The sequence below is a fragment of the Microlunatus sp. M237 genome (genome assembly GCF_056896895.1).
Window position 1 is genome coordinate 257,415 of record NZ_JBXHBL010000001.1, and the last position, 26,181, is coordinate 283,595.

Annotated in this window: 21 protein-coding genes; 7 read left to right on the plus strand and 14 right to left on the minus strand. The window is 70.0% G+C overall.

Translation table 11 applies throughout. The features are described from left to right. Nucleotide 1: 1 nt before the first annotated feature. Nucleotides 2–1,147 (minus strand): acyl-CoA dehydrogenase family protein, encoded by a 1,146-nt coding sequence (locus tag AC1XX3_RS01205; protein ID WP_483319251.1) that lies wholly within the window; start codon nucleotides 1,145–1,147, stop codon nucleotides 2–4. A gap of 158 nt (nucleotides 1,148–1,305) precedes the next feature. After that, on the minus strand, nucleotides 1,306–1,854 hold the full coding sequence (locus AC1XX3_RS01210; protein WP_483319252.1) for a YceI family protein: 549 nt from the start codon (nucleotides 1,852–1,854) through the stop codon (nucleotides 1,306–1,308). Between the two features lie 126 nt (nucleotides 1,855–1,980). Here AC1XX3_RS01210 and AC1XX3_RS01215 point away from each other — a divergent pair, with 126 nt between their 5' ends. Both AC1XX3_RS01215 and AC1XX3_RS01220 read left to right on the plus strand, forming a co-directional pair. Further along, a complete protein-coding gene (locus AC1XX3_RS01215; RefSeq protein WP_483319253.1) occupies nucleotides 1,981–2,442 on the plus strand; it encodes a MarR family winged helix-turn-helix transcriptional regulator in 462 nt (153 codons plus the stop codon). 234 nt (nucleotides 2,443–2,676) lie between these two features. After that, nucleotides 2,677–5,403, plus strand: coding sequence for an FAD-binding and (Fe-S)-binding domain-containing protein (locus AC1XX3_RS01220; protein ID WP_483320191.1), 2,727 nt, complete (start codon nucleotides 2,677–2,679; stop codon nucleotides 5,401–5,403). 54 nt (nucleotides 5,404–5,457) lie between these two features. Here the strand turns inward: AC1XX3_RS01220 and ettA are convergent, their stop codons facing one another. From ettA to AC1XX3_RS01250, 6 genes are all read right to left on the minus strand, one after another. Further along, nucleotides 5,458–7,140, minus strand: coding sequence for an energy-dependent translational throttle protein EttA (ettA, locus tag AC1XX3_RS01225; RefSeq protein WP_483319254.1), 1,683 nt, complete (start codon nucleotides 7,138–7,140; stop codon nucleotides 5,458–5,460). A gap of 121 nt (nucleotides 7,141–7,261) precedes the next feature. Then, nucleotides 7,262–7,714, minus strand: coding sequence for a single-stranded DNA-binding protein (locus AC1XX3_RS01230; RefSeq protein WP_483319255.1), 453 nt, complete (start codon nucleotides 7,712–7,714; stop codon nucleotides 7,262–7,264). Between the two features lie 158 nt (nucleotides 7,715–7,872). Further along, the gene (locus AC1XX3_RS01235; protein ID WP_483319256.1) at nucleotides 7,873–9,549 is read right to left on the minus strand and encodes a GTPase; all 1,677 of its coding nucleotides are present in this window, start codon (nucleotides 9,547–9,549) and stop codon (nucleotides 7,873–7,875) included. Next, complete coding sequence (locus AC1XX3_RS01240) at nucleotides 9,549–11,456, minus strand: GTPase family protein (protein ID WP_483319257.1); 1,908 nt, start codon at nucleotides 11,454–11,456, stop codon at nucleotides 9,549–9,551. The genes AC1XX3_RS01235 and AC1XX3_RS01240 overlap by 1 nt, the downstream gene beginning before the upstream one ends. Before the next feature lie 9 nt (nucleotides 11,457–11,465). Next, on the minus strand, nucleotides 11,466–13,001 hold the full coding sequence (locus AC1XX3_RS01245) for a PrsW family intramembrane metalloprotease (protein ID WP_483319258.1): 1,536 nt from the start codon (nucleotides 12,999–13,001) through the stop codon (nucleotides 11,466–11,468). Nucleotides 13,002–13,059: 58 nt separating this feature from the next. Next, a complete protein-coding gene (locus AC1XX3_RS01250; protein WP_483319259.1) occupies nucleotides 13,060–13,668 on the minus strand; it encodes a flavin reductase family protein in 609 nt (202 codons plus the stop codon). Nucleotides 13,669–13,826: 158 nt separating this feature from the next. Between AC1XX3_RS01250 and AC1XX3_RS01255 the strand changes: the two genes are divergently transcribed. Continuing rightward, the gene (locus AC1XX3_RS01255; protein WP_483319260.1) at nucleotides 13,827–15,515 is read left to right on the plus strand and encodes a DUF4091 domain-containing protein; all 1,689 of its coding nucleotides are present in this window, start codon (nucleotides 13,827–13,829) and stop codon (nucleotides 15,513–15,515) included. A 109-nt stretch (nucleotides 15,516–15,624) separates the two neighbouring features. Here AC1XX3_RS01255 and AC1XX3_RS01260 read toward each other — a convergent pair whose 3' ends face one another. The 6 genes from AC1XX3_RS01260 to AC1XX3_RS01285 all read right to left on the minus strand — a co-directional run bounded on the left by AC1XX3_RS01260 (nucleotide 15,625) and on the right by AC1XX3_RS01285 (nucleotide 21,757). Further along, nucleotides 15,625–16,350, minus strand: a complete 726-nt coding sequence (locus AC1XX3_RS01260) for an SDR family NAD(P)-dependent oxidoreductase (protein WP_483319261.1) — start codon at nucleotides 16,348–16,350, stop codon at nucleotides 15,625–15,627. Between the two features lie 123 nt (nucleotides 16,351–16,473). Continuing rightward, nucleotides 16,474–17,682 (minus strand): cupin domain-containing protein, encoded by a 1,209-nt coding sequence (locus AC1XX3_RS01265; protein ID WP_483319262.1) that lies wholly within the window; start codon nucleotides 17,680–17,682, stop codon nucleotides 16,474–16,476. Nucleotides 17,683–17,686: 4 nt separating this feature from the next. Continuing rightward, nucleotides 17,687–18,637, minus strand: a complete 951-nt coding sequence (locus AC1XX3_RS01270) for a carbohydrate ABC transporter permease (protein ID WP_483319263.1) — start codon at nucleotides 18,635–18,637, stop codon at nucleotides 17,687–17,689. Further along, nucleotides 18,634–19,587 (minus strand): carbohydrate ABC transporter permease, encoded by a 954-nt coding sequence (locus tag AC1XX3_RS01275; RefSeq protein ID WP_483319264.1) that lies wholly within the window; start codon nucleotides 19,585–19,587, stop codon nucleotides 18,634–18,636. Before AC1XX3_RS01275 ends, AC1XX3_RS01270 begins: the two co-directional genes overlap by 4 nt. Next, nucleotides 19,584–20,891, minus strand: coding sequence for an ABC transporter substrate-binding protein (locus tag AC1XX3_RS01280; RefSeq protein ID WP_483319265.1), 1,308 nt, complete (start codon nucleotides 20,889–20,891; stop codon nucleotides 19,584–19,586). The genes AC1XX3_RS01275 and AC1XX3_RS01280 overlap by 4 nt, the downstream gene beginning before the upstream one ends. A gap of 140 nt (nucleotides 20,892–21,031) precedes the next feature. Then, nucleotides 21,032–21,757, minus strand: coding sequence for a PIG-L deacetylase family protein (locus AC1XX3_RS01285; protein ID WP_483319266.1), 726 nt, complete (start codon nucleotides 21,755–21,757; stop codon nucleotides 21,032–21,034). A gap of 119 nt (nucleotides 21,758–21,876) precedes the next feature. Between AC1XX3_RS01285 and AC1XX3_RS01290 the strand changes: the two genes are divergently transcribed. From AC1XX3_RS01290 to AC1XX3_RS01305, 4 genes are all read left to right on the plus strand, one after another. Further along, nucleotides 21,877–22,899: a LacI family DNA-binding transcriptional regulator gene (locus AC1XX3_RS01290; protein WP_483319267.1), complete on the plus strand. Its 1,023-nt coding sequence runs from the start codon at nucleotides 21,877–21,879 to the stop codon at nucleotides 22,897–22,899. Between the two features lie 151 nt (nucleotides 22,900–23,050). Beyond that, on the plus strand, nucleotides 23,051–24,229 hold the full coding sequence (locus AC1XX3_RS01295; RefSeq protein WP_483319268.1) for an endo-1,4-beta-xylanase: 1,179 nt from the start codon (nucleotides 23,051–23,053) through the stop codon (nucleotides 24,227–24,229). Between the two features lie 69 nt (nucleotides 24,230–24,298). Then, on the plus strand, nucleotides 24,299–25,369 hold the full coding sequence (locus AC1XX3_RS01300; protein WP_483319269.1) for a Gfo/Idh/MocA family protein: 1,071 nt from the start codon (nucleotides 24,299–24,301) through the stop codon (nucleotides 25,367–25,369). 41 nt (nucleotides 25,370–25,410) lie between these two features. Next, nucleotides 25,411–26,151, plus strand: coding sequence for a phytanoyl-CoA dioxygenase family protein (locus tag AC1XX3_RS01305; RefSeq protein ID WP_483319270.1), 741 nt, complete (start codon nucleotides 25,411–25,413; stop codon nucleotides 26,149–26,151). Nucleotides 26,152–26,181: the final 30 nt, after the last annotated feature.

Below are 26,181 nucleotides of genomic sequence, written 5' to 3' on the forward strand. Positions count from 1 at the left end.
CTCACAGACCGAGGTCACGGCCGATGAGCTCCTTCATGATCTCGTTCGAGCCGGCCCAGATCTTGGCCACCCGGGCGTCGGTCCAGGCACGGGCCACCCGGTATTCGTTCATGTAGCCGTAGCCGCCCCACAGCTGCACACAGCCGTCCAGGATCTCGTTCTGCACCTGGGCCGACCACCACTTCGCCTTGGCCGCGTCCACCGCCGACAGGGTGCCCGCGACCTGGTCGAGGACGCAGGCATCGACGAATGCCTGCGCCACCTCGGCCTTGGTCACCAGCTCCGCCAGGACGAACTTGTTGGCCTGGAAGCTGCCGATGGCCTGGCCGAAGGCCTTGCGCTCCTTCACGTAGTCCAGGGTCTCGGTCAGGATCTGACGCGCATGGGCGAGGTTGTTGACCGCGGCGCCGATCCGCTCGGCGACCAGCCGCTCCATCATGTAGCCGAATCCCGCGTCGACCTCACCGATCACATTGCTCGACGGCACCCGTACGTCGGAGAAGAACAGCTCGGAGGTGTCCGCCTCGGGCTGGCCGACCTTGTCCAGCTTGCGGCCGCGCTCGAATCCGGCCATCCCTGCCTCGACCGCGAACAAGGTGATGCCCCGGGCCTTCTTCTCCGGGCTGGTGCGGGCAGCGACCAGCACCAGGTCGGCGCTATAGCCGTTGGTGATGAAGGTCTTGGAGCCATTGAGGACCCAGTCGTCGCCGGCCCGGACGGCGGTGGTCCGCAGTGCCGCCAGGTCCGAGCCGCCGGACGGCTCGGTCATCGCGATCGCGGTGACCAGCTCACCGGTGCAAAACCCGGGCAGCCAGCGCTTCTTCTGCTCCTCGGTGCACAGGTCGACCAGGTACGGCGCCACGCAGTCGGAGTGGATGCCGACGCAGGAGGAGTACGCGAACGCCAGCTTGCTGAGCTCCTCGGCCAGCACCAGCGAGAACCGGGGGTCCTCCACTCCTGCACCGCCGTACTCGGCCGGAATGTTGAGACCCAGCAGGTCCTGGCGACCCATCGCCAGCCACATCTCGCGGCCGAACTCGTGCTCGGCGATGTGCTTCTCCTGGTGCGGGCGCAGCTCGCGGTCCACGAAGGTCCGGCAGGTCTGCCGGAAGGCCTGATGGTCTTCGTCGAAGAGGGTGCGCTTCATCGCGATCTCCTGTCCCCGGGGACGCCCGGGACGTTGTTACTCGCCAGTAGCAACTGCAGCCTAGCGCGAAACGGCCCCACAACGCGCGAAGCTCCGCCCCCGGTCCGGCGGACCTGGGGCGGAGCCTCGGGCGCTCGAAGCTGCGCCGTCCTGCGCGGTCAGGCCTGGACGGCCTCCACGGCGAGGGTGATGTCGACCTTGTCGCCGATCAGGAACTTGCCGCCCTCGAGCGGCATGTTGAAGTCCACGCCGAAGTCCTTGCGGCTGATGGTGGTCTTCCCCTCCGCTCCGATCCGGGTCGCGCCGAACGCGTCGGTGGCCACCCCGAGGAACTCGGCCGCCAGCTCGACCGACTTGGTGACGCCGTTGATGGTCAGGTCGCCGGCAACGACGTAGCCGTCCTCGGACTCGGAGATGCCGGTGCTGACAAACGTCAGCTCGGCGCCCTTGGCCGGGTCGAAGAAGTCAGCGCTGCGCAGATGGCCGTCGCGCTGCTCATTGTTGGTGTTGATCGAGGCGGTGGCGATGGTCACCGACACCCGCGAGTCCTGCAGCGTGTCGCCCGTGACGATCGTGCCGGTGAAGTCGGTGAAGCTGCCGCGCACCTTGCTCATCAGGTGCCGGACGGTGAACCCGACCTCGGAGTGGGTGGGGTCGATGTTCCAGGTGCCGGCGATCAAGCCGGTCGCGCTGACGTCTTCAGTCATGGAGTGCTCCTTGAGGAGGAAGTAATGGAAGAACTTGATGCGAGGGAAATGCTTTCTGCTGCAAATTCATTCCCAGCGTAGCGAGATCTAGTTGAAACGTCAATCACTCGGGCGTAGGATCGGCGCATGCCCGACCCTCAGCCGCCCCGCTGGCTCAGCCCAGCCCAGCAGCAGGTCTGGCGCGCCTATCTGCTGGGCAGCGCCCGGCTGGCGGAGAAACTGGACGCGGACCTGCGCCGGTTCGGCATCGACCTGGCCGAGTACGAGATCCTGGTGTCGCTCGAGGAGGTCGCTGACCAGCGGCTGCGGATGTCTGAGCTGGCGGACGCGGTGCACCAGTCCCGCTCCCGGCTGACCCACACCATTACCCGGATGGAGAAGGCCGGGCTGGTCCAGCGCACCACCTGCCCGAGTGACCGCCGCGGCGTCTGGGCCCAGCTCACCCCCGTCGGCCGGGAGCTGCTGACCACGGCGGCACCCAGTCACGTCGAGGCGGTCCGTCGCAACTTCGTCGAGGCCGTCACCCCGGACGACTTCGCGGCCCTCGGCCGGGCGTTCGAGGCCGTCCTGCAGGTCGACCAGACGTGACCGCCGGGCCGACCTCGTCGGCCCCACTCGACCGGCCCCCAGCTGGCGGTCCCAGTGACCGGCCTCAGTTGACCGGATCGTGGCCTCGGCGGGCTGTCGGCGCTGCGACGAACTAGCATCGGGGTGCCCATGATCACCTCCCTCGCGCTCTCCTCCGACGTCGCCGACCTCACGCTGCAGCTGAAGCGCCGAGGTCTCGGGTCCGTGCTGGACACCACCAAGCTGACCCGGGCGATGTATTCCTCGGACGCCTCGCTCTATCGCGTGGTCCCGCAGGCGGTCGCCCGGCCGCGCGACGTGGCCGAGGCGGTGGCGGTGCTGGACGCCGCCCGAGCCGTCGGGATGCCGGTCACCACCCGCGGCGCGGGTACGTCCTGCGCCGGCAACGCCGTCGGGCCGGGGCTCATCCTCGACACCGCGCGGCATCTCAACCGGATCGGCGAGATCGACCCCGAGGCCCGCACCGCGTGGGTCGAGCCGGGGGTCGTGCAGTCGTCGCTGCAACAGGCAGTCGCCCCGTACGGGCTGCGTTTCGGACCCGACCCCTCGACCCACACCCGGTGCACCATCGGCGGCATGATCGGCAACAACGCCTGCGGTCCACGGGCGCTCGGCTACGGCAAGACGGCCGACAACGTGATCGCGCTCGACGTGGTGACCGGCTCCGGGGAACGGCTGCTGCTGGACGGGACCAACCGGAACGACGACTCAGCCAGCCTGACCGAGCTGTCCGCCGTCGTCGGCCGACATCTCGGCACCATCCGGACCGAGTTCGCCCGCTTCGGCCGGCAGGTGTCGGGTTACAGCATGGAGCACCTGCTGCCGGAGAACCGGTTCAACGTGGCCCGGTTCCTGGCCGGGACCGAAGGCACTCTGGCCGTGATCCTGGGCGCCCAGGTACGGCTGGTGGCTGACGCACCGTACAAGGCGATGATCGCGCTCGGCTATCCCACCATGCCCGACGCCGCGGACGCCGCCCCGGCCATCCTGGCCCACGGGCCGACCGCCTGCGAAGGGCTCGATAGCCGGATCGTCGACGTGGTCCGGCGCTCCAAGGGCGATACGGCCGTTCCGCCGCTGCCGCGCGGCAACGGCTGGATGCTGGTGGAGGTGGTCGGGAACGACCCGGTCGTGGTCCGCGACCGCGCCTCGGCACTGCTGGCCGACTCCGGCGCGCTGGACGGTTTCGTGGTCGACGACCCGGTGCAGGCGCTGGCGCTGTGGAAGATTCGCGAGGATGGCGCCGGCCTGGCCGGGGTCAGCCTCGACCATCCGGCGTACCCGGGCTGGGAGGACTCCGCGGTGCCGCCGGAGCACCTGGGCGCGTATCTGCGGGACCTGGATGCCCTGCTCGCCGAGCACGGGCTGGATGGGCTGCCGTACGGCCACTTCGGCGACGGCTGCGTGCACCTCCGGATCGACTTCCCGCTCACCTCCGCCGGCGGCAGCGCCGTCTACCGCTCCTTCGTGGAGAAGGCCGCCGCGCTGGTGGCGGGCTACGGCGGGTCGATGTCGGGCGAACACGGTGATGGGCGGGCCCGGTCGTCGCTGCTGGCGGCGATGTACTCCCCCACGGCGCTGGGCCTCTTCGCCGAGGTCAAGGCCGCCTTCGATCCGGCCAACCAGCTCAATCCCGGGGTCCTGGTGGACCCGCGACCGATGGACGCCGACCTGCGCGCGGTGGCCGTCGCCGGCAAGCAGGACCACTTCGCCCAGGCGGTGCACAACTGCTCCGGGGTGGGCAAGTGCCTGGCCGACAACACCCCCGGCCTCGGCGTGATGTGCCCCTCGTTCCAGGCCACCCGGGAGGAGAAGGACTCCACCCGTGGCCGGGCCCGGGTGCTGCAGGAGATGATCAACGGCGAGGTGATCCAGCTCGGCTGGAAGTCACCCGCGGTGCACGAGGCGCTCGACCTGTGCCTGTCCTGCAAGGGATGCGCGCGCGACTGCCCCACCGGGATCGACATGGCGGCCTACAAGTCCCAGGTGCTCGACCACACCTACGCCGGCAAGATCCGGCCCCGCAGCCACTACGCGCTGGGCTGGCTGCCCCGGTGGGGCCGGATGATCACCACCGTGCCCGGAATGGCAGCACTGGCCAACCTGACCACGCAGACACCCGGTCTGCGCCGGGTGGTCCGCTGGGCCGCCGGTGCCGACCAGCGCCGGTCGCTGCCACGGTTCGCCTCCCGGTCCGCCCGTTCGCGGGTCCGGCTGAGCCACTCGGCGGGTCGCCCGGTGGTCATCTGGGTGGACTCGTTCTCGGACTCGTTCACCGGTGGCGGGGTCGAGGCGATGGTGAGCGTGCTGGAGGCGGCCGGCTACGCCCCGCAGTTCCTGGAGCGGACCGCCTGCTGCGGTCTGACCTGGATCAGCACCGGACAGCTCGACGGCGCGCGTGCCCAGCTGCGGAGCAGCCTGGACCAGCTGCATCCGCTGGTCGCCGCCGGCATCCCGATCGTCGGTCTGGAACCGTCCTGCCTGGCCGTGTGGCGCAGCGACGCCCCGGAGCTGCTCGACGACCCGCGGGTGGCGCAGGTGGCCGCCGGGGTGTTCACCCTGGCGGAGCTGCTCAAGCGCACCGAGGACTGGACGGTGCCGGACCTCACCGGCACCGAGGTGGTCGCCCAGCCACACTGTCATCACGCGTCGGTGATCGGCTGGCAGGCCGACGCCGCCCTCTTGCGGGCCACCGGTGCCACGGTGACCACCGTCGGCGGCTGCTGCGGCTTGGCCGGCAACTTCGGAGTCGAGAAGGGCCACTACGAGGTGTCGGTCAAGGTGGCCGAGCATGATCTGCTGCCCGCGGTGGCGGCCCACCCGGAGGCGATCGTGCTTGCCGACGGTTTCTCCTGCCGGACCCAGCTGGCCGAGCTCGCCGACCGCCGGGCCGTCACGCTGGCCGAGCTGCTGGCCTCGACCTTGCCCGGCGCCGACCAGGCGGAGGTCACCTCGCGCTGAGCGAGGCGCCTCCAGCCCGACCGGCTCCGTGACTGTCCGACCGGACGGTGTGACTCAGCCGCGGGTCAGGCGGCGGTGGGTGGCACGGTGCGGACGAGCCGCCTCGGCGCCGAGCCGGCTGATCTTGTTGGCCTCGTAATCGGCGAAGTTGCCCTCGAACCAGAACCACTTGGCCTGCTCCTCCTCGTCGCCCTCCCAGGCGAGGATGTGAGTGGCGACCCGGTCCAGGAACCACCGGTCGTGGGAGATGACCACGGCGCAGCCCGGGAACTCCAACAGCGCGTCCTCCAGCGACTGCAAGGTCTCCACGTCCAGGTCGTTGGTCGGCTCGTCGAGCAGCAGCGTGTTGCCGCCCATCTTCAGGGTCAGGGCCAGGTTCAGCCGGTTCCGCTCACCACCGGAGAGCACTCCCGCCGGCTTCTGCTGGTCCGGGCCCTTGAACCCGAAGGAGGCGACATAGGCCCGCGACGGGATCTCGAAGTTGGCCACCTTGATGAAGTCCAGGCCGTCGGAGACGACCTCCCAGACGTTCTTCTTCGGGTCGAGGCCGGACCGGCTCTGGTCGGTGTAGGAGATCTTGACCGTGTCCCCGACCCGGAGCTCGCCCCCGTCGGGCTTCTCCTCGCCCACGATCATCTTGAACAGGGTGGACTTGCCCACGCCGTTGGGTCCGACCACGCCGACGATGCCGGCCCGCGGCAGCGAGAAGCTGAGACCGTCGAACAGCAGTCGGTCGCCGAAGCCCTTGACCAGCTTCTCGGCGTCCAGCACCTGGCTGCCCAGCCGCGGACCGGCCGGGATGTTGATCTCCTCGAAGTCGAGCTTGCGGTTACGGTCCGCCTCCGCGGCCATCTCCTCGTACCGGGCCAGCCGGGCCCGGTTCTTCGCCTGGCGGGCCTTCGGGTTGGCCCGGACCCACTCCAGCTCGCGCTCCAAGATCTTGGCCCGCTTGGCGTCCTTGCGGCCCTCCAGCTGCAGCCGGGAGCGCTTGGTCTCCAGGTAGGTGGAGTAGTTGCCCTCATACGGGTGGGTCTTGCCGCGGTCGAGCTCGAGAATCCACTCGGCGACGTTGTCGAGGAAGTACCGGTCGTGGGTGACGGCCAGGACGGCGCCCGGGTATGACTTCAGGTGCCCCTCGAGCCAGTGCACCGACTCGGCGTCCAGGTGGTTGGTGGGCTCGTCGAGCAGCAGCAGGTCCGGCTGCTGCAGCAGCAGCTTGCACAGGGCTACCCGGCGCCGCTCACCACCGGACAAGACGTCGACCATCGCGTCCGACGGCGGGCAGCGCAGGGCGTCCATCGCCTGCTCCAGCTGGGAGTCGACCTCCCAGGCGTCGCGGTGGTCGAGCTCGGTCTGCAGGTCACCCATCTCGGCCATCAGCGCGTCGAAGTCCGCGTCAGGATCGCTCATCGCCTCGGCGACCTCGTTGTAGCGAGCAACCAGAGCCTTGGTCTCGGCGACGGCCTCTTCGATGTTCTCGAGCACCGTCTTGCCCTCGGTCAGCGGCGGCTCCTGCAGCAGGATGCCGACACTCGCGTCCTTGGCCAGCATCGTGTCGCCGTTGTTGGCCTTCTCCATCCCGGCCATCAGCTTGAGCAGAGTCGACTTGCCGGTGCCGTTGGGCCCGACCACGCCGATCTTGGCTCCGGGGTAGAACGAGAGGGTCACGTTGTCCAAGACGACCTTGTCGCCGAGGGCCTTGCGTACGTTGTGCATCGAGAAGATGAACTCAGCCATGTCAGACTCAAACCTTTGCCGTTGACTGCGCCGGTGGATACCGACCCGCGCGCGCTCAAACTTAGCGGTGGGTGGGGTGGCTCCCCAAACGCAGTCCGACGGGCCTGCCCCTGCAGGCTCCTCAGGCGGCGTTGCTCGGCGTGACCGATGTCGTCGGCACGTCGGTCTGGCTCTCGACCGCGTCGATCAGCTCATGCAGCTCGGTCCCGGTGTCCTCGACCGGCTGAGATCGCTCCGCCTTGCGGAACACGCTGGTCCCCCGGGTCAGGTCATGCCCGATCACCTGGGCCTCCAGCACCGTCCGCTCGAAGGTCTGACCGTCCTTCTCCCAGACCTGGGTCCGCAGCTTGCCCGAGACGACCACCGCGTCGCCCTTCTTGATGCTGGCCACCGCATTCTCGGCCAGCGCCCGGAAGCACATCACGGTGAACCAGCCGGTCTCGCCGTCCACCCACCCGCCCGGCTTCCAGACCCGCGGCGTACAGGCGAGCCGAAAGCTGGCCGTCGGTGACTTGATGGTGCGGAACTCCACGTCGCTGCCGACCCATCCGCTGATGTTGACCAGTGCCTCCATTGCGATCCCCTCCTCGTCGGTCCCGGCTGCCGTTGTCGTCTCCGGGATGCTCGCCGACACCCTGCGACCGGCTACCCCGGGAGACCCGGTCGCCGGCGCGGGCTGTGGATACAGCACCGAGATCGCATCAAGTGCTGTGGACGAGACGCGGGCAGCGATCAGGCGGACAGCGCCGGCCGCCGCGGCCCGGAGCGGGCCGCGGAACCCAGAGCAGTGGCGATCGCCAGCTGGGCCTCCGCGCACCGTTCGAGCTCGGCGGTGACCGGGTCGAGGACCTGGTCGCGGGTCAGTGCACCGATGCTGGCGCGCAGAGCTGCGCGGGCGCGGGCGACCCGGCGGCGCGCGCCCACCTCGACCCCGATCCGGCTGAGCCCGGCAAGCAGCAGGCCGCCGAGCACCCCGCCGCCGACCAGCAGGGTCGGTGCCGGCACCTCCCACCAGGTGACCCGCGGCAGCGGCGGCAACTGCAGGTAGGCCAGCACGAAGGCCACGCCCAGCCAGCCGAGACCGGCCACCACCGCCGCCACCAGCAGCCACTGCACGACGCGTATCACCTGCCACCACCGTCGGTGCCGGTCCAGGTCGAGATCCGTCCCCGCGACCGCTTGGTCAAGCGCGTCGGGAAGGGTGGCCGCCGACGAGCGGGCGGCGGACCGTACCGCATCGACCCAGCCCCGGCTCAGGCCGGCCGAGGCGTCGTCGGCGAGGTCGCGCAGCGCGGACTCGACCCGGGCGCGCTGCACGCCCCCGGCTCCCGGCAGCGACGTCCGCGACGGGGCTGCGCCGTCGAGCTCCTTGACGCCGCTGCTGCCGCCCGAGCGCCAGCGGTCCAAGTGCAGTCGGCGCAGCGGGTCGGGCCGGAACCGCGCGAGCCAGGTCAGCACCGGCCAACCGGTGGCCACGGCACCGCGGCGGCGCCAGGCCTGCCCGACCGCGTCGGTGACGATCGGGACGCCGGCGGCCTGCGCGCAGGCCGCATTGAGCCGGTCGACCGACCGGCGGCTCACCTCTGCCGCCTGCTGGTCGCCGACCACCTCCGCCAGCGCGCCGGCGGCACGGGCGACGTCACCGGACAGCCGTTGGGCGGCGGCCTTCTTGTCGGCCACCCGGCCGGCCAGCCGGCGCCGGAGCAGATCGAGGCCTTCGCCGGTCACCGTGGACAGCGGCAGCACCTCGACCCGGCCGAGTCCTTCGCTGTCGAGCAGCCGCCGGAGGTCGCTCAGACACTGCTTGCGCTCGGCCTGGCTCAGCCTGTCGACCTGGTTCAGCACCACCATCATCACCTCGGCGTATTGCGCGAGCGGCACCAGATAGCGGTTGTGCAGGGCGGCATCGGCATACTTCTGCGGGTCCACCACCCAGACCAGCATGTCGACCTGCTGGACAAGCCGGTCGACCTCGGTCCGATGGGCGACTTCGGTCGAGTCGTGGTCGGGCAGGTCCAGCAGCACCAAACCGCTCAGGCCGCCGGCGTCGGCGCTCTGCTCGACGACGTGGCGGCGCTGCACCTGCAGCCAGTCCAGCAGCTCCTCCGCTGCGTCCGTGCCCCAGCTGGCGGCCATCGCCTGCGACGTGGTGGGCCGACGGACCCCGACACTGGCCTGGGTGCTGCCGGACAACGCGTTGAAGGTGCTCGACTTGCCCGACCCGGTGGCGCCGGCCAGTGCCACCACGGTCGCGTCGCCAGAGATCGCCAGCCGGCGGTCGGCCTGCTGCACCACCCGGCGCGCCTCCTGCACCGCCTCGGCCGGGACCCGGTCGCGGCACAGGTCCGCGGCCTCGCCCAGGGCGCGGATCCGCGCCACCAGGTCTGTCCGTGCTCGACGTCCAGCCATCACCGCCACTCCTCCTGCGAGGGCCGGGACGACGGCTCAACGATCTCGCCCTCGACAACCTCGCCGGCCGGGTCGGCGGCGGTCTCCTGCTGCACCCAGATCTGCCGCAGCTCGACCGGGCCGGCGTCCAGCTCGCCACGCTGCGGCGCCGGCGCCAAGGAGCTCGCCTCGCCACCGTCGTGCGGCAGGGAGCTCGACGGCAGGCCGTCCGAGCGCGCCGTTGCCACCCGGGCGGCGACCGCCCGGAGACGTTGCGGCTGCTCCGGGTCCAGCTCCAGCCCGTCGAGCAGCGCGTGGAACCGCAGCAGCTCGGCAGCCATCAGGGACTCGACCCGGCCGTCCAGGTCGTCCTTGGCGAGCTGGGCCAGGCGACGGACGGCCTGGTCACCGAACACCGCCTCGAGCACCCGCTGGGCCAGCACCGCCGTACCGCCGGCCACGCCGACCTCGGCCCCCACCAGCCCGCCGGTGTGGGCGAAGACCACGATCATCAGCGCCACCCCGACACCGTTCACGCCGAGGGCCAGGAACCGGGCCCGGGACCGCTTGGCCATCCCCTCGTCCGCGACCAGGTCCAGCACGGCACCCTGCCAGTCCCGGATGGCGCGTGCGCTCGCGGTGGCGAACGCCGCTGAGGCCCGGGAGAGATCGTCCCGGGAGCCGCCGAGCAGCTGCCGGCCGGCGGCGTTGGCCTGCCACGCAGCTTCGGCCCGTTCCGCTGCGGCGTCGCCCTCGCTGCGGATCAGCGCCTCCAACCCGGACTCGACGGCGACCTTCACCTGACCGACGGCGGGCGGCTCGCCCTTGAACATCGCCACGGCGCGGTCCCGCAGCCAGCTGACCTTCTGCTCCAGGGCCCGGAAGAACTCACCGGTGCCGACGAACTCGTGCCAGCGGGTCAGCACCTCACCACGCAGCAGGGTGCCGTCCTGGGTCTGGACCGAGACCGTCCGCACCGCCTCGGCGTAGGAGTGATCAACCTCCGCGCGCAGGCTGCGCGCTGTCTCCAGCTGCTCCTCCAAGGCGGTGGCCACCACCGGCGTCCGCTCGGCCAGCGTGCCGATCGCGCCGTCGAGCGTCTGCTGCACGACCGCGGCGCGGCTGGACTGGTCGTAGGCCAGGGTCGCCAGCCAGGTGCGGATCGGCTGCACCGCAGCCGGCGGCAGCAGACCGTCCTCGTCCACCGCCGTCTCGGGTACGGCGAACAGGGGCGAGCCGCCGAGGCCGCGTTCGCTCATCATCTGACCCAGGTGTGGCGGCACCTCGGGCATGGCCGACGGCGGGACCCGGTCCAGCACCACCGCCACGGCGGCGCTGCGCTCGGCGGCGGAGTGCAGGAAGTCCCACGGCACGGCGTCTGCATAGCGGGCGGCGGAGGTGACGAAGAGCCACAGGTCGGCGGCGGCCAACAGCTGGGCGGCGAGCTCGCGGTTCTCGGCCACCACCGAGTCGATGTCGGGGGCGTCCAGCACCGCCAGGCCGACCGGGATCGAGTCGTCGGCGACCAGCTGCAGGGCCCGGGCGTCGTTGGCGGCTCCGGTGGACCGCGCCAGGCCGGGCAGGATGCGCTCGTCGGTGAACCACTCGGCGTCGGCCGGGTGATGGACCAGGACCGGCGCGCGAGTGGTGGGACGGATGACACCGGGCTGGCTGACCCGCCGCCCGACCAGGGAGTTCACCAGGGTGGACTTGCCGGCCCCGGTGGAGCCGCCGACCACCGCCAGCAGTGGAGCGTCGATGGTCGCCAGCCGGGGCAGGACGTAGTCGTCGAGCTGGCTGGCCATCTCCGTGGCCGCCCGCTGCTGCTCAGCGGCGCCCGGCAGCGAGAGTGGCAGCCGGACGACGGCCAACTCGGTCCGCAGATCGGCCAGCGCAGCTTGCAAGGACGTCAGCTGTCCGCGGGCCATGTCCGACTCCTAGCTCCCAGGTGGCTTCCAGGTCGGGTCGACCTCGGAGTACTGCGTAGCAGTCTGCCCCAAGGGAGCCGTCGCCGAGACCGGCACCCCTGCTACCGGCGGCGGGAAGGCACCCGGGGCCGGGGCCGGAAAGGCGCCCGGGGCCGGCGCCGGGAAGTTGCCGCCGATCCCGGCCGGACCGGGATAGCTGGGCGGGGCGTACTGCGGCACCGGGGCCGGGTTGCGCCGGCCACGACCCGGCAGTGAGAGCTTGGGGTACGCCGCACGCCCGGTCGGCTCGACCACCGCGAGCGGCCGGACGGCGCGCAGCCGCGCCAGCAGGACCTTCTCCCGGGCCAGGCCAGCGGTGTCGACCAGTCCGCGGGTGATGGCGTCACGCAGATAGGCCAGCTCGGTCATCGCCCGCTGGAACCGGATCGTGGCGAGGAACTCCTGCGGCCCACGGAACAGCGCATGCCAGAGCGCCTTGGTCCGGGTCCGCAGCCGCGAGGCCGCCTTGGGGTCGCCGTCGGGCAGCCAGCCCAGGCGGACGTAGTCGGTCAGCCGCTCGCGGATCAGCCGGCCCTCGCGGAACAGCTGACGGACGATGAAGATCGTCATCCCGATCACCAGCGGCACCGCCACCCCGAGATAGACGAACAGCAGCTGGCGTCCGGTCACGAACGAGGCTGTCGCGTTGAAGAGCATGTGCAGCAGCGCGGCCGCGCAGAAGCCGGCCAGCGGCGCGACGACGCGGACCACCTTGCTCCGGGACCGGAGCGCGACCGCCAGCCCGATGCCGATCATCGACGTGAAGAGAGGGTGGCCGAAGAAGGTCAGCACCCCACGCAGGACGAACAGCTGTTGCAGCGCCTCCAACGGCGGCACCTCGCCGAAGGTCTGTGCTGCGTACCGGTAGGCGCGACCGTAGTAGAGGATGTTCTCGACGAAGGCGAAAGCCGCGCCGGACAGCCCGGCGAGGACGATGCCGCTCAGCCGGCTCACCCACTGGTAGCGCATCAAGATGGCCAGCCAGAAGAGCACGGTGCCCTTCGCGGCCTCCTCTACGAACGGGGCGACGTAGATCGCCGCCCGCGCACCGGTGGCCGGGTCGCCGTCGCCGATGATGCTCAGCTGGCTGGCGGCCCAGGTGTTGACCTGGGCGGAGACGAAGGTGGCCACGCAGGCGCCCCACCCGAAGGTCATCAGCCAGACCCAGAACCGTTGCGGACGGAACCGGTCGGCCCACAAGAACAGCAGCGACAACGGGATGGCGGTGATGGCGGCGTACTTGGCGGCGATCGGGACGGCCTCGGTGCCCAACCCGATCAGCCGTCCGCCGGGCACCTCCTGGTCGGGCACCGTCTGGCGATAGAGCAGCACCAGGAAGGTGGCGTAGACGAGCACCATCACCACGCTGATCCAGACCAGGTGGTTGGTCAGCAGCCGGCGCGGCAGCGGCTCGTTCGGGTCCGGTTCGCGCGGGATGCCCGACCGTCTCCGGGCGCGGTTGTCCTCGCGCGCACCAGCGCCTGCCTGTCCGACCGTCACCGCCACGCGCCCCAGGCTACCCAAGCCGAGGGCATCCCCGCCCCGGTGGCGCGGTCGGGGTGGCTCAGGTCGGCCGGATCATGTCGAACCGGGTGTCGGGGGTGATCTCGAAGTACGCCGAGGGCCCGCCGCCTCGTACCACCGGCCGGGCTTGCGCGGTCTGATAGAGGCCGTCGACGAGAAGGTCCTCGCGAATGTGCACGCCGACCACCTCACCGAGCACCAGCCAGCTGTTCACCGGGGTCTGGTCGGCACCGGTCAGCTGGATCAGCTGGGACACCCGGCACTCCATCGCCGCCTTCGCGGCCGCGACCCGCGGCACGCTGACCACCTCCGACGGCGCGGTCGCCAAGCCGGCCAGGGCGAACTCGTCCACCGCCGGGTCGACCACCGCCGAGGTGGCGTTCATCGCCTCGGCCAGCTCCCGGGTGGCAAGGTTCCAGACGAACTCGCCGGTCTGCTCGATGTTGGCGACGCTGTCCTTGTGGCCGTTGCTGGCGAAGCCGATGATCGGCGGGGTGTAGTTGAACGCGTTGAAGAAGCTGTACGGCGCCAGGTTCAGCACGCCATCGGCACTGCGGGACGAGATCCAGCCGATCGGCCGGGGCGCCACCAAGGCGTTGAACGGGTCGTGCGGCAGGCCGTGCCCGGCGGCGGGGCGATAGAAGTACACCGCCCCATCCTCACCCGCGGGGAGCCCGGCTGGGAACGCACCGGGTCTTGCGCAGACCGGCCCGGTGGCGGCTGAGCGGCGAGGCCCTCGCTATGCTCCCGGGTCGTGATCTTGCACCCCGCTTCGTCGACCTCCTCAGCCCGCCCGGTGAGCGCCCGATGAACACCGTGGACACCACCCGCACCGGGTGGACCACAGTGCTCTGCGACTCGCTGGAGAAGGTGTTCCCCGACACTGAGCCGCGACCCCTCGACCCCACCATCGCCTTTCCCGCGCTGCGCGGCGAGACGGTCTCGTTCCAGGTCGCGTTCCTGCCGCCGTCCCTGGTCGGCGGACGGCTGCCTGACGTGGCCGTCGACGAGATCGCGCTGCCGGCGGGGGTCCGTGCCGAGGTGAGCGTGGTCGACCTGGTGCCGGCGACCTTCCTCGCCTTCGAGAACCACGACGAGGGCTACCTGCGCGACACCGCCGGGCTGTACCCGGACCCGCTCCGCCCGCTCGGTACGGCAGCGGTGCACCCGTTCGTCGGCCAGTGGCGGGCGTTCTGGATCGACCTGGTGGTGGCACCGGATGCCAGCCCCGGTCCGGTCCCGGTGAGCGTCACGCTGCGGGCCGTCGACGGCACCGAGATCGGCACCCAGCTCCTGGAGCTGACCGTGGTCGATGCGGTCCTGCCGCCGTTGGGGCTGGTGAACACGCACTGGTTCCACACCGACGGTCTGGCCGCCTACTACGGCGTGCAGGTGTTCTCCGAGGAGCACTGGAAGATCATCGACCGCTTCATGGGGATCGCGGCCGCGGTCGGCGTCAACTCGATCCTGACGCCGGTCTGGACGCCGCCACTGGACACCGCACGCGGCGCCGAGCGGACGCCCACCCAGCTGCTCACCATCACCGAGACCGCCGACGGGCGCTACGAGTTCGACTTCACCGCTCTGCTCCGCTGGATCGAGCTGGCCCGCTCACACGGCATCGCCTACCTGGAGATTGCGCACCTGTTCACCCAGTGGGGCGCCGCGGCCACCCCGGCGATCTACGTCGAGCGGGACGGCGTGCTCGCTCGCCGGTTCGGCTGGGACGTCGCCGCCACCGACCCCTCCTATCGGGCCTTCTTGGCCGCACTGCTGCCGCAGCTGCGCGAGGTGCTGGACCGTGCGTGGGGACTGGATCGGGTCCTCTTCCACATCTCCGACGAGCCGCACGGCGACATGGCGCCGGCGTACCTGGCCGCCAGGTCGGTGGTCGACGACCTGCTGGCCGGCTGCACCATCATCGACGCCCTCAGCGACTTCGAGCTCTACGAGTCGGGCACCGTCCCGATCCCGGTGGTGGCGACGGACGCGGCCGAGCCGTTCCTGGCTGCAGGGGTGGAGCCGTTGTGGCTGTACTACTGCGTAGGCCAGCACTCCGTGGTCTCCAACCGGTTCTTCTCGATGCCGTCGAGCCGCACCCGTGCCATCGGCGCGCAGCTGTACGCCAGCCGCGCGGCGGGCTTCCTGCACTGGGGCTTCAACTTCTACAACAACCACAACTCGACCGGCACGATCGACCCGTTCACGGACCCGAGCGCCGACGGCGGCTTCCCGGCCGGGGACGCCTTCTTGGTCTACCCCGGCCCGGACGGGGTGCCGTGGCACTCGATCAGGTCGAGGGCGTTCGCGGAGGCGATCGGCGACATCCGGGTGATGCAGCTGGTGCGTGACCTGGTCGGCGACGAGGCCGTCCGGCAGGTGATCGACCCCGATGGCACCCTCAGCCTGACCAACTACAGCCTGGAGGCCGACCACTACCGACGGATGCGGGCCGCCCTGGTCGAGCAGATCACGACGGCACTCGCTTCGCCGTAGGTCGTCCTGGGCTCGAGCGGTCACCGGTCGAGGTCACTGCGGAACCGGCGGCGGGACCGGCCGAGGCCGCGCCGCTCAGCGGCCGTCGCCCACCGGTCGTCACCGTCCGTCAGCGTCCGCCGGCCACCCGGAGCGTCGCTCCGGTGGTGTACGAGGCGTCGTCGGACATGAGCCAGGCGACCGCCCCGGCGACCTCGTCCGGCCTGCCGGCGCGTCCCATCGGGATAGTGGACGCCAGCTTCGCCGGACGCTCCCGGTCCTGGTGGAAGTCGGTCCAGACAACTCCCGGCGCCACGGCATTGACGCGGATGCCGTCGTCGGCGACCTCCTGCGCGAGGCCGAGGGTCAGCGCCTCCACCCCCGCCTTCGCTGCCGCATAGTGCACATAGCTGCCGGCACTGCCCAGCGTCGCGGCGGCGGAGGAGATGTTGACGATGGAACCGCCGCCGGACTCCGACATCGGTGCCAGTGCGTACTTGCAGCAGGTGATCACCGCCATCAGATTGACATCGAGATCACGGCGGATGTCGTCGAGGTCGTTCGCCGCGAGCCGCCCGACCGCCGTCGCTGAGCCGGCGTTGTTCACCAGTCCGGTCAGGGCTCCGAACGCCCGCGCCGCGTCGAACAGCTGCTCAGCGGCGTGCGGGTCGGTGGCGTCGGCCGCCACGACGAGCGCGCGCCGGCCGCGGGCGCGGACGTCCAGCGCCGTCTTCTCCGCGCTGTCACGGTCGCGACGATAGGTGATCACGACGTCGTGGCCCTCGGCGGCGAGGCGACGGCTGATCGCCGCGCCGATGCCCCGGCCTCCCCCGGTGACGATCGTCATCTTGGGCATCGGTTGCTCCTGGTACGCGTCGGCTGTGCGCCGAGGTCTCAGGCGCAGGATCGGGATCGATCCGAGCGACTCTATCCGTTCGCCGGCGTCCGAGCGGTCCTGCCGGGCTCCCGGGCTGCTGGCCTAGGACCCGACGCCGATGGCTGGCGCGTCGGGATGCAGGTCCGGACCGGAGAAGAGGTAGGCCACGAACGGCGACGACCCGGTGGCCGCGACCACTGTGCCGGCGACCGCTGTCGCGTGAGCGACCAGCAGCTCGTCGGAGCCGGGCTGTCCGCCGGTCAGCTGGTGTCCGCCCCAGCTGCCCTGGCCCGACCAGGCGAAGACGCTGTAGACCCCGGGTTCGGTGATCACGGTGGAGGCGCCCGGCTCGAGCACGACCCGTTGACCGCTGAACTTGGGGCTGCCGTAGAAGACCCAGCTGCGGCTCACACCGGGGAGCTGGGCCCCGCTCACCTGTCTGGGGCTCAGATGGGACCGGGCGTAGAGATCGGGGTCGCCGTTGGCGTCGAAGTCGACGAAGCCGAGCGGGAACCGCTCCCCCTCGCGCTCGCGGTCCTGCGGCCGGACATCCTTGAACAGCAGATCCTTGCTGATGATCCGCCCGGCGTTCAACGCCTGGAACATCGCCAGCACGTCCGAGTCCTCCTGCAGCTCCAAGGTGAGAGCTGTGCCGGGACCGTGCAGCAACCCCGACGGCACATGGAAGCCCTCGCCCGGCACCTGCAGGTAGGCCGCGGAGGTCCGCAGGATCAGGTCGCTGTCCCAGTCCTGAAGGTACGGCAGCAGCGCCTCGGCGCGCGGTCCACGCGCCAGCCAGGGATGGACACCGAGAAAGGTCTCGGGATGGGCGCCGAGGTCGACGCCGTCGAGGAAGTGGTACGCCTCGTCCTTGGGACCGCGACCGACCAGCTCGGCGTACGCGCGCGGCGGGTGGATGTGGAACGGCAGCCGCGCTCCGTAGTCGAAGATCTTGGCCAGCCGGCCCAGTCCGGCTGGATGGGTCCGCGCATAGTCGGCGCCGAGGACCAGCTCCGGCGCCGCCGCCACGGCCTCAGCCAGCAGCAACGGCTTCCCGTCGTCGACGGCGACCGCAGACAGCCCTTCGTTCGGCACCGTCACCCGGTTGTCCGCCGGGGTGGTCGATGCCAGCCACCGCTCGCAGATCGCGCCGCGTTCCCCCACGTCATAGCTGTCCTCGGGCAGACCCAGTCGCCGCCCCGGCGGCAGGAACTCCCGGGCCACCCAGGCAGGCTCCAGCGGCAGCACGCCGCCGTGGTCGGCGAGCAACGTCTCGACCCGGTCCGCCAGCCGCGGTCTCGATGTCGGCACCGGCTCACCCCTTCAGTCCGCTGACGGCGATGCCCTGGATGAACCGCCGCTGGAAGATCAGGAATACTACGATCATCGGCAGCGACGCGATCACCGACCCGGCCATCAGCACGTCCCACTGGGTCCGGTTCTGCACCACGAACAGCGCCAGCCCGAGCGGTGCGGTGTACTTCTCCGGGCTGCTGACGATGATCAACGGCCAGAAGAAGTCCTCCCAGGCTCCTTGGAAGGTGAAGATCCCGGTGGCCGCCAGCGCCGGTCCGCACAGCGGCATCACCACCCGGGAATAGATCCGAAACTCCGACGCCCCGTCGATCCGGGCGGCATCCAGCAGCTCGTCGGGGATGGAGGTCATGTATTGGCGCAGCAGGAAGATCCCGAACGCACTCACCGCCCCGGGCAGGATGAGGCCGTAGTAGGAGTCCAGCCAGCCCGAGCCCCCCTGGCCGAGGATGTCGTTGCCGCCGAACAGCGGCACATGCTTGAGCACGAGATAGTTCGGGATCAACGTGATCTGGCCTGGGATCATCATCGTGATCAAGAACATCACGAAGATCACGTTCTTGCCCGGGAAGTCGCGTTTGGCGAAGACGTAGGCGGCCAGCGAGTTGAAGAACAGCTGCAGCACCGTCACCGATGTGGCCACGAAGGCACTGTTGAGGAACCAGCGCCAGGCCTGTGGTCCGCCCGCGTTCTCGGCCCCGATGCCGAGGAACTTGCGGTAGCCGTCGGTCGAGGGATCCTGCGGGATCCACTGCGGTGGCCAGGAGAAGATGTCGCCCTGACGCTGGAAGGAGGCACTGACCAGCCAGGCGAACGGCGCCACGAACAGCAACGCCCCGGGAACGAGGATGAGGTACGCCAACCACATCCACCGCCGACGGCGTCGCCGGCTCGGACGGGTCAGGTCGGCGCCGAGGCTCGTTACGGGCTGCGGTGCCGTGGTTGCCGTCATGTATCCCCCTTCCGATAGAGGTGCAGCTGGATCAGGGTGAACACGAACAGCAGGGCGAACAACCCGAAGGCGAGCGTGCTGGCGTAGCCGAACTCGTAGAACTTGAAGGCCGCGTTGTAGATGAAGTAGACGACGGTGGTGGTGCGCTCCACCGGACCACCACTGGTCATGATGAAGATCTGGGTGAAGACCTGGAATGCGCCGATGATGCCGATCACCAACAAGAACACCGTGGTGGGCCGCAGCATCGGGATGGTGATGTGGCGCAGCTGGCTCCACCGCGACGCCCCGTCCACCCGGGCCGCCTCGTAGAGCTGTTCCGGGATGGCCTGGAGGGCGGCGAGATAGATGACCATGGAGAACCCGACGCCGGACCAGATGCTCATCACGATCACCGACGGCATGGCCAGGTTGCGATCGGCGAGGAAGAGCAGCGGCTGCTGGATCAGGTGTGTCTTCAGCAGGTAGTAGTTGAAGAGTCCGAAGTCACCGTTGTAGAGCCACTTCCAGATGATCGCCACCACCACGAACGGAGTCACCACCGGCAGGAAGTAGAGCGTGCGGAGCAGGCCGCGGGCCCGAAGCGGCAGGTTCAGCAGCAGCGCCACCAGCAGGCCGATGGCCATCGTGACCGGAACCGAGATGCCGGTGAAGTAGAACGTGTTGCCGATCGAGCGGAGATAGCTCTCGTCGGCCAGCATGTCGCGATAGTTCTGCAGGCCCACGAACGGCCGCTCCGGCTCGATGATGCTCCACTCGTGGAAAGTCAGATAGAACGCGAACAGCAGGGCGAAGACCGTGAAGACCATGAACAGCAGCAGCGGCACCGACAAGAAGACGTACGCGCTGCGGTTGCGCCGGATCCGCCACCACAGACTGTGGTGGCGGACCGGCGTACCCCCCACCTCGGCACGAGAAGCGACCCGGGCCGAGGACGAGTAGGACGTCACCGCGACCTGAGCTTCTCAGCTTCTGCCGCCGCGTTGTCGAGCGCCTGGCTGGCGGTGACGTCGCCGTACATCGCCCGGCCGAGCTGGGTGTTCAGCTCCTCGCTCACCTTGGGCCAGGTCGGGTCGGTGATGTTGTAGTTCACCCCGCATTTCATCGCCTGCGCGAAGGTGGCAAGCACCGGCTTCTCCTTCACCAGCTCAGGAGAGTCCAGCAGGCTGTTCAGCGGCGGCAGCAACGTGCCCTCCGACTTGTAGGTCCAGTCGGCCATGTTCTCCGGCTTGGACAAGAACTCGATCCACTTCCAGGCAGCGTCCTGCTTGTCACCCTGGGCGAACAGCACCAGCGCGTCACCGGCGATGGTGGTGGCACACCCGGCGCTTCCCTCCGGCAGCGGCGCCGCAGCCCACTTTCCCTTGATCTTGGGGAACTCGTCGTCCAGCACGCCGGCGAACCAGGCCCCGGCCATGTACATCCCGACCTGGCCGTTGGCGAAGGCAGTACGTCCGTCGTAGGAGTTGGAGTTGAGGTAGTCCGGCGAGGAGTACTTGGTCAGTCCGACGTAGAACTCCGCGGCCTGCTTCGCGGTGTCGGAGTTGAACTCGATGGTCTTCTCGTCCTCGGACAGCAGCGCGCCACCGTTCTGCCACAGCCAGGGATAGAAGTAATACTCCGCCTCGGGTGCGAACACCGCGAAGCCGTACTTCTTGTTCGCCGGGTCGGTGAGCTTCTGCGCCGCGGCCTCGAACTCGGCCCACGTCTTCGGCGGAGCGGTGATCCCGGCCTCGGCGAAGCGGTCGGTGCGGTAGAACAGTCCGGTCGACTCTCCGTCGAAGGGCAGGCCGTGCATGCCGCCGTTGACCTGGGTGAAGGCCTTGAACGCCGGAACGTAGTCGTCCGCCTTGACGATCTCGCTCCGGCCGATGTAGGTGTCCAGATTGACCAACGCCTTGCGTGAGGCGAAGGTGGCCACCCCGCCGGCGTCGATGTAGGCCGCGTCCGGGGGGTTGCCGCCCGCGATCTGGGTCGTGATCTTCTTCTCCGCCTCCTCGGCCGGGACGTTCTGGAACTCCACGGTGATGTTGGGATGCTCGGCGTGGAACTTGTCGTAGAGCCGCTTCATGCCTTTGGACTCACCGACGTGCGAGGCGAAGGTGATGGTGACCGGCGCGGTGGGCTCGGGGACCGGGCCGCTGCCCGTCGACTGCGACGTGGTCGACCCTCCGCCGCCACAGGCCGCCAGCACGGTGAGCACAGCTCCCGCGGCCAGCAGGGGCAACGTCCGGGTGAACGAGTGGTTCGTCATCGAACCGCCTTTCGGAAGCGACATCGCGCGGACGCCGGGGAGGACCCAAATCGATTGGCTTGGCTTGGGCTGGACATTGCTACAACCGGCGACGGCTGTCAAGAGGTCGAGCGGGGCCGGCTCAGTCGCGGGGGCCGGGCTCAGCCGCGGATCGGGACCCGGCGGAACCGCTCGGCGAAGCGGGCCCCGATCCGCTCGCCGGCGAGGCGCAGGTCGGGGGCGATGCGGTGCTCGAACAGCCAGTCCCGGTCGCCGGCCGCCTCGCCGTTCTGGCTGTGGTGACACCACACCGCGGACAGCTTCGTCGCCACCACGTCGGTGACATCGACGTAGCGGTCGGCGTCGTCCAGCGCGGGGAACCACACCTCGGTGACCTCATGCGGTTGCAGGCCCTCGGCCGCCAGCTCGGGATGGATCCGCGGCATCAGCGCCTCGGGATAGACCGCCTGCAAAGTCGCCTCACCAACTGCCAAGTGATCGGCGTGCGACCAGCCGATGGACGCGTCGAGGACCCGGTACGGGGTGAGCGTCAGCACCAGCTCGGGCCGGAACCGCCGGATCTGGCGGACCAGGTCGCGCTTGAGCTCGACGGTGACCGTGAGCTCGTCGTTGTGGTAGCCGAGGAAGACGACGTCGTCGACGCCGAGGACGGCGGCAGCCGTCCGCTGCTCGTCGGCCCGGATCCCGGCCAGCTCTTCGTCGCTCACCGAGAGATCCACGCCACCGCTGGCGCCGTCGGTGACCACCACGTACGTCACCTGGGCGCCCTGGGCCGTCAGCCGGGCCACCGTGCCGCCGAACATCCACTCCGCGTCGTCACAGTGCGCGACCACCACCAGCACCCGGGTGAAGTCCTGCAACAGCATGGTTCTTCCTCTCTCGGAGAGCACCGCGCTCATCATCGTGGTGAGCACCGTAGGGGTCAATCGATTTGGAGTGCTAGATTCCCCCGCCGAGACTCCACTCGCCACTCCTGGAGGTATCCGTGAGGAGCACGCCACCGGTCAGCACGCCCAGCCCGGGCCGGATCACCATCGCCGACGTCGCGCGTGCCTGCGGGATCAGCACCACCACCGTGTCGCACGTCCTCACCGGCAAGCGGCCGGTGGCGGCCGCCACCCGGGAGAAGGTGGAGCAGGCGGTCAAGGACCTCGGCTATCGACCCAACCACGTGGCGCGCAACCTGCGGATGGGCAGCTCGCAGATGATCGCGGTCGTGGTGCCGGACATCACCAACCCGTTCTACAGCCAGCTCACCCGCGGCCTCGCCGACGCGCTCGGCGCGCCGTACGGCAGCTACGTCTGCAGCACCGACGGCTCGGCGACCCGGGAGCGGTTCTTCATCGAGGACGCCGTGGCCCGCGGCGTCGACGGGATCGTCATGTCGTCGGTGGACCCGGCCGCGGAGCCGGCCGCCGCCCGAGCCGGCCTGGGCACCCCGATGGTCTGCGTCGGCGGCGGACTGGACGAACCGGAAGTCGACTGCGTGCTGTCCTCGGACCGCGAGGGCTCCTACGCCGCGGTGCAGCACCTGCTCAGTCAGGGCGCCTCGCAGATAGCGATGATCGCCGGGCCGCGGTCGACCGCCGTCAGCCGGCTCGAGGGCTACGCCCAAGCGCTGGCAGCCGACGACACCCGGCCGCACCAGCCCCTGGTGGTGAACGGTGACTTCACCCGCAAGGGCGGCCGGATCGCCATGACGAAGCTGATGCGGCGCCGCCGGCGCCCGGATGCGGTCTTCTGCGCCAACGACCTGATGGCGATCGGGGCCCTGGACGCCGCCCGCGAGCTCGGGATCCGGGTTCCCGAGGACGTCCGGTTGGTCGGCTTCGACGACGTCGAGGCCGCATCGCTGGTCAGCCCCGCGTTGACCACCGTCGCCAACCCCGCCTACGAGAGTGGCTGGTCGGCCGGCGGGCTGCTGCTGGCCCGGATCGCCGGGCTGCACACCGGGCCACGGCGGACCGTCGTGCTGCCGTGTCGACTGGTGGTCCGCGAGTCGTCCTGACACTCCCAGCCGCCGGCTGGTCAACTCGTCGGCGGTCGGCTCTTCCCAAGACCGGGCCCGACCCGCTACGTTCAGGCCTCATGATCACCAAATCGATTGGCATCATCGTTGCTGCCAGCCGGGTGTCCCCCGCCCCGGGCGGCGTGACCCCGTGACCGGCGGACCTCTCGACCGCCGCCGGGTCCTGCTCGGCGCCGCCGGCGTCGCGGCCACTGGCCTGCTCGGCGGCCAGGTCGCACCGGCCGCAGCCGGCACGCTCACCCGTAGCCGCGCACTGTGGCAGGTGGCGCGGGAGCGCGGCCTGGTCTTCGGCACCGCGACCTCCACCCGCCTGTTCGAGGACACCGCCTACAGCGCGCTGGTCGACGCCCAGGCCGAGATCCTCTTCGTCGAAGACGACCTGCTCTGGTACAAGCTCAAGCCGACCCCGAGCGCCCGACTGGACTTCAGCTACGCCGATGCGCTCTTTGCCCGGGCCCGGTCACGCCGGCAGCTGGTCTTCGGCGCCCACCTGGTCTGGGATGAGGGGTTCGGCGAGGGCTGGACCGAGGAGGACCTGTGGGAGCTCGACCGGGCCGACGCCCGGAGGCTGTTGTTCGGAACCGCCCGGGCCATGCTGGACCGCTATCGGGGCCGGGTGGCCGGGTGGATCGTGGCCAACGAGGTGACCGACCCCGAAGGAGATCAGGGCTTCCGCACCGAGGTCCCCTGGTATCAGACCATCGGGAAGTCCTATGTCCGGGAGATGTTCGAGCTCGCCCGGGCTCGCGATCCCAAGGCCACCCGGGTGCTGAACGAGTTCGGTTTCGAGACCACCAACGAGTACGGCGACGATCCCCGGGCCCGCCAGCTCGCCACCCTGCAGGTGATCGACACCCTGCGCGCCCAGCGGGCGCCGGTCGACGCGCTGGGGATCCAGGCACATCTGCTGGCCGAGGACTTCGCCAACCGGTTCAACCGGCGGCGCTACCTGCGCTTCCTGGATGAGGTCGCCGACCGTGGCCTGGACATCGTGATCACCGAGCTGGACGTGCTCGACGACGGACTGCCGGCCGACGTACGGACCCGCGACCGGGTGGTCGGCGACATCTACGCCCGCTACCTGGACGTGACGCTGACCCATCCGGCGGTGAAGTCGGTGATGACCTTCGGGTTGTCGGATCGCCACACCTGGCTGCAGGAGGACTACCCACGCGAGGACGGTGCCGACCGGCGACCACTGCCCTACGACGAGGACCTCGCCCCCAAGCCCGCCTACCGCGCCCTGCGCGCGGAGCTGGCCCAGGCCCGGCGGCGGCGACCCCTCTGGCGCAGTTCCCGTTGCCGTTGACCGTGCCCGCCGGCCCGGCATCCCCGTCCGGGCCGCCGGCCGGTGTTCCCTGAACAGAGGAGCCCGTTTGTGCTGAGAGTCGGAGTGATCGGACTGGGTGAGGTGGCCCAGGTCGTGCACCTGCCGGTGCTGTCGTCGTTGCCGGAGCTGTTCGAGGTCCGGTCCGCCTGCGACCTGTCGGCGACATTGCGCCACGAGGTCGGCGACCGCTACGGGATTGCGCACCGCTACGCCACCGCCGCGGAGCTGGTCTCCGCCGGCGATATCGACGCGGTGCTGGTGCTGAACAGCGACGAATACCACGCCGAGTGTGTGATCGACGCGTTGCGGCACGGTCTGCACGTGCTGGTGGAGAAGCCGATGTGCCTGTCGCCGCGCGAAGCCGAGGCGGTGATCGAAGCGCGCGATCGCAGCGGCCTGACCGTCATGGTCGGCTACATGCGCCGCTACGCGCCGGCCTTCCTCGAGGCCAAGGAGCTGCTGCCCACCTTGGGCCCGGTCCGGTTCGCCCGGGTGCATGACGTGATCGGCCCCAACCGGCTGATCGTTGACCAGACGTCCACCGTGGTCCGGCCCGACGACCTGGGTCGCGCCGCCCTGGAGGAGCGCTGGGAGCGCGGTCGGCGACTGGTCGCCGATGCGATCGGCGACGTCGCGCCGGCGGTGGCGGGGGCGTACCGGCTGCTGTGTGGGTTGGGCAGCCACGACCTCTCAGCCATGCGGGAGCTGCTCGGACCGCCGCAGGGTGTGCACGCCGCGCGGCAGTGGCGCGACGGCGGCTATATCGCCGCCCTGTTCGACTACGGCGACTACGTCGTGTCGTATGAGACCGGGGTGGACGAGCAGCTGCGCTTCGACGCGCATCTGGAGGTGTTCGCCGAGACCACCAGCTTTCGGGTGCAGTACGACACCCCGTACGTGCGGCACCTGCCGACCACCTTGCAGGTCGAGCAGACCAGCGGCGATGCCATCACCCGTACGGTCCGCCGCCCGCAGCTCAAGGATCCCTACACCTTCGAGCTGGAGTACTTCCACGACTGCGCCACCACCGGCACGACACCGAAGACCAGCCCTGAGGACTTCGTCGCCGATCTTGACCTGTTCGCTGAGCTGGTCCGGGTGCTGGACAAGCAATCCTGACCGGCTGAACCCTCGATCCCTTCCATCCTTGGAGCATCGCCATGACCACCACCACCGACATCGACGTCGAGCGGTTCCGGGCCGACGGCTATCTGCTGCCCGGGCGCCAGCTGTTCGCCCCGGACCGGCTGGACGCGCTCGAGTCGATCTTCGACGAGCATCTCGCCGAGAAGGGCACCAAGCTCTCCGACGAGCTGGACACCCCGCACTTCCGCGACGCGCGGCTGCTGGACTTCCTGCTGAGTGAGGAGGTGCTGGACACCGTCCAGCCGCTGGTCGGTGCAGACATCGCCTTGTGGACCAGCCATTTCATCTCCAAGGACCCGTTCACCGGCCGCGCCACCCCGTGGCACGAGGACTCCGCCTTCTGGAACGGCCGGCTGAGCGCGTACGACCGGATCGTCACGGTGTGGCTGGCGCTGGGACCAAGCAACCGGGACAACGGCTGCATGCGGGTGATTCCGGGCACCCATCTCGACGGCGGGTTCTCCGACAACTACGTCCCGACCGACATGACTGTGCAGACCTTCCACGCCCAGATCGCCGAGGTGGACGAGGACCGGGCCGTCGACTTCGAGCTGCGGCGCGGCGAGTTCTCCCTGCATGACGGACGGATCATCCACGGCGCCAAGCCCAACACCAGCAGCATCCGCCGGACCGGCTACACGATGCGCTATTTCCCGGCCTCGGTGAAGGTGCTGCCGGTCGAGCAGAACGCCGGCTGGAAGATCTGGCTGGCGCGCGGGCGCGACTCTGCCGGCAACAGCTACGTCAACGCCTGACCGCCCCCCCGAAACCCCGCACCCCGAACC